General features: G+C 66.0%; 13 protein-coding genes. 12 read left to right on the top strand and 1 reads right to left on the bottom strand.

From position 1 onward, the window contains the following. Window positions 1–89: 89 nt before the first annotated feature. From KDB67_RS02625 to KDB67_RS02600, 6 genes are all read left to right on the top strand, one after another. Window positions 90–1,433, top strand: coding sequence for a F0F1 ATP synthase subunit B/delta (locus KDB67_RS02625; protein WP_291012069.1), 1,344 nt, complete (start codon window positions 90–92; stop codon window positions 1,431–1,433). 76 nt (window positions 1,434–1,509) lie between these two features. Further along, window positions 1,510–3,138, top strand: coding sequence for a F0F1 ATP synthase subunit alpha (atpA, locus tag KDB67_RS02620; protein ID WP_291012067.1), 1,629 nt, complete (start codon window positions 1,510–1,512; stop codon window positions 3,136–3,138). 43 nt (window positions 3,139–3,181) lie between these two features. Next, window positions 3,182–4,099, top strand: a complete 918-nt coding sequence (locus tag KDB67_RS02615) for a F0F1 ATP synthase subunit gamma (protein ID WP_291012065.1) — start codon at window positions 3,182–3,184, stop codon at window positions 4,097–4,099. Window positions 4,100–4,187: 88 nt separating this feature from the next. Beyond that, window positions 4,188–5,636: a F0F1 ATP synthase subunit beta gene (atpD, locus tag KDB67_RS02610; RefSeq protein ID WP_291012063.1), complete on the top strand. Its 1,449-nt coding sequence runs from the start codon at window positions 4,188–4,190 to the stop codon at window positions 5,634–5,636. Between the two features lie 9 nt (window positions 5,637–5,645). Beyond that, the gene (locus KDB67_RS02605) at window positions 5,646–6,026 is read left to right on the top strand and encodes a F0F1 ATP synthase subunit epsilon (protein ID WP_291012061.1); all 381 of its coding nucleotides are present in this window, start codon (window positions 5,646–5,648) and stop codon (window positions 6,024–6,026) included. 262 nt (window positions 6,027–6,288) lie between these two features. Further along, window positions 6,289–6,729, top strand: a complete 441-nt coding sequence (locus KDB67_RS02600; protein WP_291012059.1) for a DUF2550 domain-containing protein — start codon at window positions 6,289–6,291, stop codon at window positions 6,727–6,729. Window positions 6,730–6,770: 41 nt separating this feature from the next. Here KDB67_RS02600 and KDB67_RS02595 read toward each other — a convergent pair whose 3' ends face one another. Then, window positions 6,771–7,367 carry a cob(I)yrinic acid a,c-diamide adenosyltransferase gene (locus KDB67_RS02595; RefSeq protein WP_291012056.1) on the bottom strand — a complete coding sequence of 199 codons (597 nt, stop codon included), beginning with the start codon at window positions 7,365–7,367 and terminating at the stop codon, window positions 6,771–6,773. 58 nt (window positions 7,368–7,425) lie between these two features. Between KDB67_RS02595 and murA the strand changes: the two genes are divergently transcribed. From murA to mdo, 6 genes are all read left to right on the top strand, one after another. Then, window positions 7,426–8,682, top strand: a complete 1,257-nt coding sequence (gene murA, locus KDB67_RS02590; protein ID WP_291012053.1) for a UDP-N-acetylglucosamine 1-carboxyvinyltransferase — start codon at window positions 7,426–7,428, stop codon at window positions 8,680–8,682. Between the two features lie 130 nt (window positions 8,683–8,812). Then, window positions 8,813–9,568 (top strand): energy-coupling factor ABC transporter permease, encoded by a 756-nt coding sequence (locus tag KDB67_RS02585; RefSeq protein ID WP_291012050.1) that lies wholly within the window; start codon window positions 8,813–8,815, stop codon window positions 9,566–9,568. Beyond that, window positions 9,565–10,029 carry a PDGLE domain-containing protein gene (locus KDB67_RS02580; protein ID WP_324388757.1) on the top strand — a complete coding sequence of 155 codons (465 nt, stop codon included), beginning with the start codon at window positions 9,565–9,567 and terminating at the stop codon, window positions 10,027–10,029. Before KDB67_RS02585 ends, KDB67_RS02580 begins: the two co-directional genes overlap by 4 nt. A gap of 18 nt (window positions 10,030–10,047) precedes the next feature. Then, window positions 10,048–10,824, top strand: coding sequence for a cobalt ECF transporter T component CbiQ (gene cbiQ / locus KDB67_RS02575; RefSeq protein WP_291012048.1), 777 nt, complete (start codon window positions 10,048–10,050; stop codon window positions 10,822–10,824). A gap of 69 nt (window positions 10,825–10,893) precedes the next feature. Continuing rightward, on the top strand, window positions 10,894–11,733 hold the full coding sequence (locus tag KDB67_RS02570; RefSeq protein ID WP_291012044.1) for an ABC transporter ATP-binding protein: 840 nt from the start codon (window positions 10,894–10,896) through the stop codon (window positions 11,731–11,733). 167 nt (window positions 11,734–11,900) lie between these two features. After that, window positions 11,901–13,193, top strand: coding sequence for an NDMA-dependent methanol dehydrogenase (gene mdo, locus KDB67_RS02565; RefSeq protein ID WP_291012042.1), 1,293 nt, complete (start codon window positions 11,901–11,903; stop codon window positions 13,191–13,193). The last annotated feature ends 242 nt before the right edge of the window (window positions 13,194–13,435 follow it).

Below are 13,435 nucleotides of genomic sequence, written 5' to 3'. Positions count from 1 at the left end.
TCGAACGACTGTCCGAGACACTCGCCGGCCGGGTGCTCGGCGTCGACGTCCGGACCGGCCAGGCACTTCAGGAGACGGTGAGCTAAACAGTGGACATCTTCATCGGACAGCTCATCGGCTTCGCCGTCGTTGCCTGGCTCATCTGGAAGTTCGTCGTGCCCGTCCTGAAGAAGGCGGTCGCGACTCGGCAGGAGACCGTCGGCCAGCAGATCGTCGACAGCGAGGCGGCGGCCGCCAGTGCCAAGGATGCGGAGATCGCCCACGAGAAGGCGGTCGACAAGGCAGAGGCCGAGGGTGCCGAACTGCGCAGCAACGCGTACGCCGACGCCGAGAACATCAAGGCCGATCTGCGTGTGCAGGCCGACCGTGAGGCCCGCCGGATCGTGGAGAACGGCGACAACCAGGGCGAGTTGGTTCGTTCCACCCTCGTCCGTAAGCATCGCACCGCACTGGGTCTGAGTGCGGTCGACCAGGCCGGAGAGCTGGTTCGCGGCCACCTCGCAGATCCGGCCGCCAAGGAGAAGAGCGTCGACCGGGTCATCACCGAACTGGAGGCGATGACCGCGGGCACCTCGGGTCCGCATACGCGTGCCGAGCTGATCGGCCTGCATTCGCTGCGTGCCACCAGCCGTGACGCCGCGCAGGCAGTGGCCCAGGTCTTCGAGGCAGACGCCGCGGGCCAGGACGCCGCCTCGCTCGTCGCCGCCTCCGAGGACCTCACCGAGGTCATCGCGCTGCTCGACAAGAATCCGGTGCTGCGCAAGAAGCTCACCGAGGACGACGAGTTCCCGCAGGGCAAGACGGCGCTCGTGCAGTCGATCTTCGGCGGCAAGGTCAGCCAGGTCGCAGTCGACATCATCGCTACCGCCTCTCGTCAGCGCTGGTCATCGACACCGGACTTCGGTACGGCATTGCGGCGCCAGAACTCGCTGGTCGTGCTCGCCGCGGCCGAGCGGGACGGTTCCATCGAATCGGTCGAGGACGAACTTTTCCGGGTTTCGCGACTCCTCGACGCCAATCCGCAGCTCGCTTCGCTGCTGTCGGATCACACCCACGACGCCGGTAAGCGGATCGCTCTGCTGGACAGGCTGATCGGTGGCAAGGTCGGCGCTCACACGCGGACCCTGGTCGCGCACTCGGTGCGTCTGCTGCACGGTCAGCCCGCGGAGTTGGCCGTCGCCAATCTCGCCGAACTGGCCGCGGCCCGCCGTGGTGAGTCGGTCGCGCACGTGGTGTCGGCCGCGCCGCTCACCGACTCACAGATCCAGCGTCTGCGCGGTGTCCTCGGCAACATCTACGGCCGCACCATCTCGGTACAGACCGAGGTGAACCCGGAGATCCTGGGCGGTCTGCGGATCGCCGTCGGCGACGAGGTCATCGAGGCCGACATCGCCACCCGACTGGCCACCGCGGCCCAGACATTGCCGCGCTGACCTCACCGCTCACGCGCGAGCTCACCACATCACCCAGCACAGACCTGAACCGATTCAAGGAAAGACGAGAACACCCATGGCGGAGTTGACGATCTCACCAGAGGAGATCAAGGGAGCGATCGAGCAGTACGTCTCGTCGTTCGAGGCCGAGGCATCCCGCGACGAAGTGGGCATCATCACCCACACCGCAGACGGTATCGCCAGTGTCAGTGGCCTGCCCGGCGCAATGGCCAACGAGCTGCTGAAGTTCGAAGGCGGAATCCTCGGTGTCGCCCTCAACCTCGACGAGGACGAGATCGGCGCCGTCATCCTGGGTGACTTCCAGTCCCTGGAAGAAGGCCAGCAGGTCAGCCGTACCGGTGAGGTCCTCTCGGTTCCGATCGGCGACAAGTTCCTCGGTCGCGTCATCGACCCGCTCGGCGCCCCTATCGACGGACTCGGCGACATCGAGTCCGAGGGCGAGCGTGTCCTCGAACTTCAGGCGGCCTCGGTTCTGCAGCGCCAGCCCGTTGAGGAGTCACTGGCCACCGGCATCAAGGCCATCGATGCCATGACCGCCATCGGCCGCGGACAGCGTCAGCTCGTCATCGGCGACCGCAAGACCGGCAAGACCGCGGTCTGCGTCGATGCGATCCTCAACCAGAAGGCCAACTGGGACAGCGGCGACCCGGACAAGCAGGTCCGCTGCATCTACGTCGCGATCGGTCAGAAGGGCTCGACCATCGCCGGCGTCAAGACCGCCCTCGAAGAGGCCGGCGCGATGGAGTACACCACCATCGTCGCCGCTCCCGCCTCCGATTCGGCCGGCTTCAAGTGGCTCGCGCCGTACACCGGTTCGGCCATCGGTCAGCACTGGATGTACCAGGGCAAGCACGTCCTGATCGTGTTCGACGACCTGACCAAGCAGGCCGAGGCCTACCGCGCCATTTCGCTGCTGCTGCGCCGCCCGCCGGGCCGTGAGGCATACCCCGGTGACGTCTTCTACTTGCACTCGCGTCTGCTGGAACGTTGTGCCAAGCTCTCCGACGACATGGGCGGCGGCTCGATGACCGGTCTGCCGATCATCGAGACCAAGGCCAACGACGTGTCGGCGTTCATCCCTACCAACGTCATCTCGATCACCGACGGCCAGGTCTTCCTCGAATCGGACCTGTTCAACAAGGGTGTCCGCCCCGCGATCAATGTCGGCACCTCGGTGTCCCGCGTCGGTGGCGCCGCGCAGACCAAGGGCCTCAAGAAGGTCTCCGGTTCGCTGCGTCTGGAACTTGCCCAGTTCCGCGAGCTCGAGGCGTTCTCCGCCTTCGCCTCCGACCTCGACGACGCCTCCAAGGCTCAGCTCGAGCGCGGTGCGCGCTGGGTCGAGATGCTCAAGCAGGATCAGTACAGCCCGTACTCCGTCGAGGACCAGATCGTCTCGATCTACCTGTGCGGTGAGGGCCACTACGATTCGGTGCCGGTCAACGACGTCCGGTCCTTCGAGTCGCAGCTTCTCGATCACCTGCACCACAACGCCACAGGCGTCTACGCGTCGATCGAGGGTGGCCAGGTGCTTTCCTCGGATCAGGCCGAGGCTCTCGTCGCCGAGGTGAACCGTTTCAAGAAGGGCTACCTGACCGCTGACGGTAAGCGCGTCGTCGGCGATGTCCCGGTCGAGGCGATGGATGCCGAGGACGTCGGGCGCGAAGCACTCAAGGTGAAGAAGTAGTTCGTGGACAACCTGAACTTTCGTCAGAAAGGGGTGAGGGTCCATGGCCAGCATCCGTGAGCTGCGCTCACGCATCCGGTCGGTGCAGTCGACCAAGAAGATCACCAAGGCGCAGGAGCTGATCGCCACCTCGCAGATCACCAAGGCCCAGGCTCGGGTGGCCGCGGCCAAGCCGTACTCGGCCGAGATGACCGCGGTGCTGGCCGAGCTGGCCGGCAGCGCCGGTTCGCTCGACCACCCGCTGCTGGTCGAGCGCGAGGCGCCCAAGCGCGCCGCCGTGCTCATCGTGACCAGCGACCGCGGTATGTGCGGTGGTTACAACTCGAACGCACTGCGTTCGGCACGTGAGCTCATCGCTCTTCTCGAAGAGGAGGGCAAGCAGCCGGTCCTGTTCGTCACTGGACAGAAGGGCATCGGTTACTTCACCTTCCGTGGCCAGTCGATCGCTTCGTCGTGGAGTGGCTTCTCGCAGAAGCCGACCTACGCCGACGCCGCTCAGGCTGCGGATCTGCTCGTCGACCTGTTCATGGCGGGATCGGGGGAGTCGATCGAACTCCCCGACGGCGGCAGCCTCGCCGGCGTCGATGAGATCCACATGGTCTACACGCGTTTCGTCACGATGCTGACGCAGACGCCGGAGGTCCGGCGGGTCGCTCCGCTGGTGGTTGCCGAGGCCGACGATTCCGATCCGTCGACACCCGATCGCAACTACAGCTTCGAGCCCGGTGCCGAGGCCCTGCTCGATTCGTTGCTGCCGAAGTATGTGGCCACGCGTATCCACGCCGCACTGCTGGATTCGTCGGCATCGGAGTCGGCCGCCCGGCGTACCGCCATGAAGGCGGCCACCGACAACGCCGAGGAACTGTCGAAGTCGTTGTCCCGCGAGGCCAACCAGCTGCGTCAGGCCCAGATCACCCAGGAACTCAGCGAGATCGTCGGCGGCACCGCCGCGCTGAGCTGACCGGCCGCGCTGAACCGAATGCGGCTACGCCGGCGCGTGAGCCCGCCGATACCGAAACGTTTACCCAAGAGGAAGTGACCCAACCACAATGACCGCAGCAGTTACGACACCCACGGAAGGGAAGGCGGGCTCGACCCAGGGCCGCGTCGTCCGCATCATCGGCCCCGTGGTCGATGTCGAGTTCCCCCGGGGCTCGATCCCAGAACTGTTCAACGCCCTGCACGCAGAGGTCACGCTGGCGGCCGTCGCCAAGACGCTGACCCTGGAGGTCGCCCAGCACCTCGGCGACAACCTGGTGCGCACGATCTCGATGCAGCCGACCGACGGTCTGGTCCGTGGCGCTGCGGTCTCCGATACCGGCTACCCGATCCGCGTCCCGGTGGGCGATCTCGTCAAGGGTCACGTCTTCAATGCTCTCGGTGAGTGCCTGGACACCCCGGGACTCGGCCGCGACGGCGAGCAGTGGGGCATCCACCGTAAGCCCCCGGCTTTCAGCGAGCTCGAGGGTAAGACGGAGATCCTGGAGACGGGCATCAAGGTCATCGACCTGCTGACCCCGTACGTCAAGGGCGGCAAGATCGGTCTGTTCGGTGGTGCCGGCGTCGGCAAGACCGTTCTGATCCAGGAGATGATCACCCGTATCGCTCGCGAGTTCTCGGGCACCTCGGTGTTCGCGGGCGTCGGTGAGCGTACCCGTGAGGGCACCGACCTCCACCTCGAAATGGAGGAGATGGGCGTCCTCGGCGATACCGCGCTCGTCTTCGGCCAGATGGACGAGCCGCCGGGCACCCGTATGCGCGTGGCCCTGTCGGCGCTGACCATGGCGGAGTACTTCCGCGATGTGAAGCACCAGGACGTGCTGCTGTTCATCGACAACATCTTCCGCTTCACGCAGGCCGGCTCGGAGGTCTCGACCCTCCTCGGCCGTATGCCTTCGGCGGTGGGTTACCAGCCGACACTGGCCGACGAGATGGGTGAGCTGCAGGAACGCATCACCTCGACCAAGGGTCGTTCGATCACCTCGCTGCAGGCCATCTACGTGCCCGCCGACGACTACACCGACCCGGCACCGGCCACCACGTTCGCCCACCTCGACGCGACCACCGAGCTCTCGCGCCCGATCTCGCAGTTGGGTATCTACCCCGCCGTGGATCCGCTGACCTCGACCTCGCGCATCCTGGAGGCCTCGATCGTCGGTGACGAGCATTTCCGCGTCGCCAACGAGGTCAAGCGCATCCTGCAGAAGTACAAGGAGCTGCAGGACATCATCGCCATCCTCGGTATGGACGAACTGTCCGAAGAGGACAAGGTGACGGTGCAGCGTGCGCGCCGCATCCAGAAGTTCCTCGGCCAGAACTTCCTGGTCGCCGAGAAGTTCACCGGTCAGGCCGGTTCGGTCGTTCCGCTCGCCGACACCATCGAAGCCTTCGATCGTGTCTGCAAGGGCGAGTTCGATCACCTGCCCGAGCAGGCGTTCAACAGCTGCGGTGGCCTCGACGACGTGGAAGCCGCCGCTGCCAAGATCGCCGGAAAGTAGCACATCACCATGGCAGACAAGTCCTTCCATGTGGAGGTCGTTTCCCCGGACCAGGAGCTGTACTCGGGTCAGGCGACGTTCGTGATCGCCCAGACCACCGTGGGTGAGCTCGGTGTCCTGGCGGGGCACGAGCCTCTTCTCGGTGAGCTTGTGCCAGGCGGTTTCGTCGTCATCGTCGAGGAGAGCGGCGACCGCAAGGCCGCTGCCGTCGAGGGCGGTTTTCTCTCGGTCACGGGAGAGCGTGTGACGATCCTCGCGGACACGGCGCAGTGGGCCGATGACGTCGACGTGGCGGCGCAGCGCGCGGTGCTGGAATCGGCGGAGCCGGGCAGTGCGGAGTTCAACCACGCTCATGCGCTGGTGACGGCTGCGGAGAACCTGCACAAGTAGGTACCAGAAGTTCAGATGTGATCGGCCATCCGGGACGCAGCGTCCCGGATGGCCGATTTCTTTCTGTCCGGATGTCCCGGGTGGACCGTCCGGATGGGACGTGCTACCTGCGGCTGCGCTTTCGTTTCGCCCTGCGAAGCGTTCGTTTTGTCACGGGGGCCCCGGGGTGGCATTCTGTACAGCAAGCATGGCCGGTCAGTGCCGATGGCAGCCCAGCATCATCGGCACAATCACCGGTCGCACACCCGGAGGTGCCGTCCCGGTGGATTTAGCCATCGTCGCGCTGATCGTGTTGCTGGTGTTCGCAACCGTTGTGGCGATGGTCCTTGTGTACAGGATCACCAAACTGCGCAGTGTGGGTACGCCTTGTCTGCTGCGACGCATTCCCGCTGCCGCTGACGCGGGCTGGCGCCATGGCGTGGTGCAGTACGACGAGAACAGCGTGTCGTTCTACCGGCTCAGCTCCCTGCGTCTGGGCACGACGTCGACGCTGCTGCGGCAGACCACGGAGATCTGTGCGCGCCGACGACCGATCGGCAGCGAGGCGGATATTCTCGACGGTCTGGTGGTGCTCGAGCTCGAACCCGGCGCGGACGGGAACGGCGGCGCCTACGAGTTGGCGATGTCCCAGGGGGCGGCCACCGCGTTCCAGTCGTGGATCGAGGCCCGGCAGTCGGCGCGTTCGCAACGACGCAGAGCCTAGAAGAACGACGCCAGAAGAACGGCGCCGCGCCTAGAACACGGTCAGGGCCGTATCCGGTCCCCGCCCGGTACCCATTTCACATCGCCGTCACCGTGTGGCGGATGGGCGGCGACCCGGGCCAGGATGAACAGTAGATCCGAGAGCCTGTTGAGGTACTTCGCCGGCAGCACGCTGGTGGTCTCGGGTGCGGCGTCGACGGCCGCCCACGCCGAGCGTTCGGCGCGTCGCACCACGGTCCGGGCCTGGTGCAGCAGCGCCGCGAGCGGACTGCCGCCGGGCAGGATGAACGAATCGAGGTTGGGCAGAGGCTCGCCGTACGAGTCGCACCAGTGTTCGAGCGCGTCGATGTAGGACTGTTCGATGCGCAGCGGCGGATACTTGGGGGATTCGACCACCGGGGTGGACAGGTCGGCACCGGCGTCGAACAGGTCGTTCTGCACGGTTCGCAGCACAGTGACGATATCGGCGGGCAGGGCGCCCGCACATGCCAGCGCGACCCCGATGGTGGCGTTGGCCTCGTCGCAGTCGGCATAGGCGACGACTCGGGGGTCGGTCTTCGCGACGCGCGAGAAGTCGCTGAGTCCGGTGCTCCCGTCGTCGCCGGTGCGGGTGTAGATACGGGTCAGATGTACGGCCATGGGTGCAAATCTATCGTGGCGTTCGGTTCGGCCCGGTGCCGACGGTTAAGGTGTGAGCGTGGCAGATCGGTTCTTGGTGAGCGGTGGGGCACGACTGGCGGGTGACGTGGTCGTGGGGGGCGCGAAAAACAGCGTCCTGAAGCTGATGGCGGCCGCTCTGCTGGCCGAGGGCACCACCACGTTGACGAACAGTCCCGACATTGCGGACGTGCCGCTGATGGCCGATGTGCTGCGCGGACTCGGTGCGGCGGTCACCATCGAGGGCGATGAGGTCATCATCGATTCGCCTGCCGAACCCAAGTATCACGCCGATTTCGACGCGGTGAAGCAGTTCCGGGCGTCGGTCTGCGTGCTGGGTCCGTTGATGGCGCGGTGCCGCCGTGCGGTGGTCGCCCTGCCTGGCGGCGACGCGATCGGTTCGCGGCCGCTGGACATGCATCAGGCCGGTCTGCGGGCGTTGGGCGCGCACAGTTCCATCGAGCACGGCTGCGTGGTGGCCTCTGCCGACACCCTCGTCGGGGCCGGTGTGGCGCTGGAGTTTCCGTCGGTGGGTGCCACGGAGAACATCCTGATGGCTGCGGTGCTGGCCGAGGGTGTCACGACCATCGACAACGCCGCCCGCGAACCGGAGATCATCGATCTGTGCGAGATGCTGGTGCAGATGGGGGCCAGGATCGACGGGGCGGGTTCGTCGACGCTGACCGTTGAAGGTGTCTCGCAACTGCATCCGACGACGCATCGGGTGGTGGGCGACCGGATCGTCGGTGCCACGTGGGGGATCGCCGCGGCGATGACCCGCGGGGACGTGACCGTGCACGGTGTCGCGCCCGCCCATCTGCAGCTGGTGCTGAACAAGTTGCGCGATACCGGCGCTGTCGTGGAGACCTTCGACGACGGTTTCCGGGTGCGCGCCGACGAGCGGCCGCGGGCGGTGAACGTTTCGACCCTGCCGTTCCCGGGTTTTCCCACCGATCTACAGCCGATGGCGATCGGTCTGGCTGCGGTGGCCGACGGGATGTCCCTGATCACCGAGAACGTCTTCGAGGCCCGGTTCCGGTTCGTGGAAGAGATGGTCCGGCTCGGTGCCGATGCCCGCACCGATGGCCACCATGCGGTGATCCGCGGTGTGGAGCAGCTTTCGAGCGCGCCGGTGTGGTGTTCGGATATCCGGGCCGGAGCCGGTCTCGTTCTGGCCGGTCTGGTGGCCGACGGGGTGACCGATGTGCACGATGTCGAGCACATCGACCGGGGCTATCCGCGGTTCGAGGAGATCCTGCGCGGTCTCGGTGGACAGATCGAACGCGTATCGGGTTAGGGCCGGAGGCCGCGTCCGGACAGGACGCGGCGACGTTGGTACGGTACGGCACCTGACCTGACGGATAGTCTGTGCGAGCGGACACATGAATGTGTGGACAGGTATTGGGCGGGGGCCTAGCGTTCCCTCTATGACGTCCACCACATCCACCACGCTCGCGATGCATATGAGTGACGGTATCGTGAATGCGCCGGTGTCATTCGCTTTCGCCGTCATAGCGGTAGTGGGCCTGACCGGCTGCTGCTGGCGGGCCCGCGCCGATCTCGACGAGCGCGCCGTCCCGATGGCCGGCCTGGTCGCGGCTTTCATCTTTGCGGTGCAGATGATCAACTTCCCGATCCTGCCCGGCGTCAGTGGTCATCTACTCGGTGGTGCGCTGGCCGCGATCCTGGTCGGTCCCTACGTGGGTGCATTGTGTATCGCGATCGTCCTGGTGGTGCAGGCATTGCTGTTCGCCGACGGAGGGGTGTCGGCGCTGGGTACCAACATCACCAACATGGCGCTGGTCTCCACCTTCGCCGGTTTCCTGGTCGCGATGGCCGGTCGCAGGTTCGTCGCCGGCCGGTCGGGTGGGCGCGGGTTGACAGTGGTTTCGTTCACCGCCGCACTCATCGGAACGGTCTGTGCGGCAACCGGGTTCGTGATCGAATACGCGATCGGCGGGGCGGGTGACTCATCACTGGCGACGGTGGCGGGATACATGTGGGGAACACACGCGCTCATCGGGATCGGCGAAGGACTGATCACCGCGGTGACCGTGACGGCGGTCGCGAATGCGCGACCGGATCTGGTGTATCTGTTGCGCCGCACTCGCGACGCGGGTCAGTCGACCGAATCCGGGCAGGAACGGGTCCAGGCGGCCGGAAGTGAAGGAGTTCGGGCATGAGTATCACCGACAACGCAGCCGCGCAGAGCGTCGGCGCAGACGCTCCGGCGGGGGCCGGGGGGTCGTGGGTGCGCCGGCACATCTTCCTCCTGTCCTTCGGAATGGTCGCACTGGTGATCGCGGGTGTCCTGTCGTATGCGGCGAGTTCGTCGCCGGATGGACTGGATTCAGCGACGATGCGCGGGTGCGAGACGGTCGAGATCGACGGCGGCGAAGCGCTGCGCGGCAATTGCATCGCCCAGCACGCCGACGATCACGTGCTGGCCTCCTCGCCGCTCGCCGACTACAGCGTGTCCGGGCTCGGCAACTCGGGCGGCATCGCGGGAGTGATCGGGGTGGGCGTCACTGTGCTGGTGGCCGTTGGCCTGTTCTGGCTGCTCGCACGGAGCCGGAGCGACCTGTCGGCACGGAGTCGGAGCGACCTGCTGGCACGGAGCCGGCGCGACGGCACCGAACACTGACCGGACGGGGATGTCGCGATGGGAGCCGGTCATTCACACCCGCTGTATCGGCAGGGCGACTCGCGGGTGCACCGCGCGCCGGCCGAGGCCAAGTTGGTGTGCCTGGTTGGCTTCGTCTTCGCGGTGGTCGCCACACCACGTGAGATGTTCTGGCCCTACGCGGCTTTCGCCGCGATTCTCGTCACGGTGTGGGTGATCGCGGGGATTCCGGCGCGGTGGATAGCCCCACGCATGCTCATCGAGGCGCCGTTCGTGGTGCTGGCGGTGTTGCTGCCGTTCGCCGAGGGCGGTGACCGCGTCGACGTCGTGGGCATGTCGTTATCGGTGTCCGGGCTGTACGCGGCGTGGGGAATTCTGATCAAGGGCACGTTGGGTGTGGCGGCGTCGTTGACCTTCGCGGCCACGACGCGCGCGGGCGAGCTGCCGGTTGCACTGTCGCGGTTGGGGATTCCGGGCATGGTTACCCAGATTCTGGTAATGATGCTGCGTTACGTCGAGTTACTGTCGGCGCAGGCGGCACAGCAGCGCGTCGCCAGGCTGGCCCGCGGCGACGATCCACGCTTCGCGCACCAGGCGGCGGCCATTGCCAAAGGCGTCGGGTCGCTGTTCCTGCGGTCGTACGAACGGGGCGAGCGGGTCCATCTGGCGATGTCGTCTCGCGGTTTCACCGGCACGGTCCCCGAGATGGCGGCGATGGCCACCTCCGTGAAGGCAACCTCGGTGCAGTGGCTGGCCGTGACGATGCCGGCGCTCGTCGCGGTCACCGTGTCGGTGATCGCCTGGAATGGTTTGTGACGAGAAGCGATGGTTTGTGACGAGAAGCGATGGTTTGTGAGGAGAAGCGATGGTTTGTGAGGAGAAGCGATGGTGTGGTCGAGGCGGACGCGGGTCGATACCCGATATGCGGCCGAATCCGGGCCCGCTGCCGTACCCGGCGCGCCGGCAGTGGCAGTGGCGGTGGCGGGGCTGCGTTTCACCTACCCAGACGGGAGTGTCGCGCTTGACGGGATCGACCTGACCGTCCGGGAGGGGGAGCGGGTGGCGCTCCTCGGACCCAACGGTGCGGGCAAGACCACCCTGATGCTGCATCTGAACGGGGTGCTCAGAGCCACGTCCGGTGAGGTGGCGATATCGGGTATCACGCTGGGGGACAAGTCGGTTCGCGATATCCGACGCCGAGTGGGCCTGGTATTTCAGGATCCCGACGACCAACTGTTCATGCCGACCCTCGCCGAGGACGTCGCGTTCGGACCGGCCAACTTCGGGGTCGTCGGCGCCGAACTGACCGCACGTGTGGCCCGGTCCCTGGATGCGGTGTCGATGTCGGAGCAGGCTCACCGTGGCGCCACGCACCTGTCCGGAGGGCAGCGTCGCCGCGGCGCACTCGCGACCGTCCTCGCCTGCCGCCCGGACGTTCTCGTCCTCGACGAACCGTCGGCCAACCTCGATCCGCTCGCGCGCCGGGAACTCACGCAAACGCTGCTCGGGCTCACCACGACCATGCTGGTGGTCACCCACGACCTGCCGTACGCCGCGCAACTGTGTGAACGGGCCGTGGTGATCGACGCCGGTCAGATCGTGGCCGATGGACCGATCGTGGACATTCTGTCCGACGAGGCGTTGCTGGCCAGGCATCGCCTGGAATTGCCGTGGGGGTTCGACGCGGAGAGTCTGCGGCGCGCCCGCGCAGCCGGTGTGGGTTAGCCGAAAGCTAACTGACCAACCGGACAGGGGTATACCTGCCCGGTGAAGGCGTGTGCAGATGTGAAGGGACGGTTTGCGTTTGCGGCTCTGGGAGTGGGGGTGTGATCCGCGTAACGTCGCCGGTGTCACCCCGAAGTCCCTACTGCGCATAGCGCGAGGAGGTAGTCATGCAGGTAGATGAACTGCTGAAGCCGTTCCCCATCAAGGAATTCCACCCCTTCCCCCGGGCCATGATGGGCCCCGGTGCCCACGAGATGATCGGTCCCGAGGCGCTGAAGCTGGGCTTCAAGAAGACGCTGATCATGACCACCGGTCTGCGGGGCACGGACATCGTTCACAAGATCTCCGAATCGTGCAAGTACCACGGTCTTGAGGTCGTGGTATTCGACCAGGTCGAGTCCAATCCCAAGGACTACAACGTCATGGACGCGGTCTCGCTCTACAACTCGGAGAAGTGCGACTCGTTCATCTCCATCGGTGGCGGGTCGGCTCACGACGCCTGCAAGGGTGCCCGCATCTCCGTGGCCCACGACGGCCGCAGCATCAACGAGTTCGAGGGCTTCAACAAGAGCGAGAATCCCAAGAACCCGCCGCACATCGCCGTATCCACCACTGCTGGAACGGGTTCGGAGACTTCGTGGGCATATGTCATCACCGACACCACCACCGACCCCGACAAGCCGCACAAGTACGTCGCCTTCGATGACGCCTCGGTGACCTCCCTCGCGATCGACGACCCGGTGCTGTACTACGACTGCCCGGTCGCCTTCACCGCCCAGTGCGGTTTCGACGTGCTGGCCCATGCCTCCGAGCCGTACGTGTCCCGGCTGAACTTCCAGCCGTCGCTGGGCAACGCGCTGCACGCCATCCGGCTCACCAACCGGCACCTGCGTGAGGCCACCTGGAACCCCACCGAGCTCGCCGGCCGCGAAGGCATGATGTACGCGCAGTACATCGCGGCGCAGGCGTTCAACTCCGGTGGCCTGGGCATCATCCACTCGATCAGCCACGCGGTGTCGGCGTTCTACGACACCCATCACGGACTGAACAACGCCATCGCGCTTCCGCGTGTGTGGGCGTTCAACATGCCAGTCATGTACGAACGCTTCGCCGACATCGCCGAGGTGATGGGCGTCGACACCCATGGCCTGAGCAAGGTGCAGGCCGCTGATCAGGCCCTCAACGCTGCGATCCGGCTGCTGCGCGATGTGGGTATCACCGAGAAGTTCACCGACGTCAACCAGGACACCCACGTCAAGAACCGCCTCGGCACCGGCCCGACCCCGTTCTACGCGGGCCGCAAGGTCATCGACGGCAGCGCAGCCACCATCGATGCGATCACCAACCACGTGCTCGGCGACGCCTGCACGCCGGGCAACCCGAAGGAATGCACCTTCGAGACGGTTCGTCCGGTCGTCGATCACTGCTTCAACGGCGACCTGGACGATCTGCTCACCTAGGGCATGTCTCCCATATCCCTTTGCGCGGTCTCGACGGCCCGCTGCACGCCTGGCTGCGTTGTCGTTGATCACGGTAGCGTCGCTACCGCTCTCTTCTCCGCCTTGCCAGCCGCACAGCGGATCCGCCGATACCACGTAGTGGATATGGGAGACACGCCCTAGTGCAGCCCACCTCCCCAGGTTCCACGGGGTCCTCTCGTCACATTCGCCCGTGACGAGGTGAGCGGGTGGCGGACAATCAC

This window comes from Gordonia sp. (in: high G+C Gram-positive bacteria) (assembly GCF_020438995.1).
Classification (GTDB): domain Bacteria; phylum Actinomycetota; class Actinomycetes; order Mycobacteriales; family Mycobacteriaceae; genus Gordonia.
The sequence above is the reverse complement of the archived record's forward strand: the minus strand, read 5'-3'. Positions and strand labels throughout refer to the sequence as shown.

Bases quoted from the DNA above. Each gene is read 5' to 3' on its own strand.
- KDB67_RS02615 (WP_291012065.1), top strand. From the start codon at position 3,182: ATGGCCAGCATCCGTGAGCTGCGCTCACGCATCCGGTCGGTGCAGTCG.
- cbiQ (WP_291012048.1), top strand. From the start codon at position 10,048: ATGGGAGCCGGTCATTCACACCCGCTGTATCGGCAGGGCGACTCGCGG.
- atpD (WP_291012063.1), top strand. From the start codon at position 4,188: ATGACCGCAGCAGTTACGACACCCACGGAAGGGAAGGCGGGCTCGACC.
- KDB67_RS02580 (WP_324388757.1), top strand. From the start codon at position 9,565: ATGAGTATCACCGACAACGCAGCCGCGCAGAGCGTCGGCGCAGACGCT.
- KDB67_RS02595 (WP_291012056.1), bottom strand. From the start codon at position 7,367: ATGGCCGTACATCTGACCCGTATCTACACCCGCACCGGCGACGACGGG.
- mdo (WP_291012042.1), top strand. From the start codon at position 11,901: ATGCAGGTAGATGAACTGCTGAAGCCGTTCCCCATCAAGGAATTCCAC.
- KDB67_RS02605 (WP_291012061.1), top strand. From the start codon at position 5,646: ATGGCAGACAAGTCCTTCCATGTGGAGGTCGTTTCCCCGGACCAGGAG.
- atpA (WP_291012067.1), top strand. From the start codon at position 1,510: ATGGCGGAGTTGACGATCTCACCAGAGGAGATCAAGGGAGCGATCGAG.
- KDB67_RS02570 (WP_291012044.1), top strand. From the start codon at position 10,894: ATGGTGTGGTCGAGGCGGACGCGGGTCGATACCCGATATGCGGCCGAA.
- KDB67_RS02585 (WP_291012050.1), top strand. From the start codon at position 8,813: ATGACGTCCACCACATCCACCACGCTCGCGATGCATATGAGTGACGGT.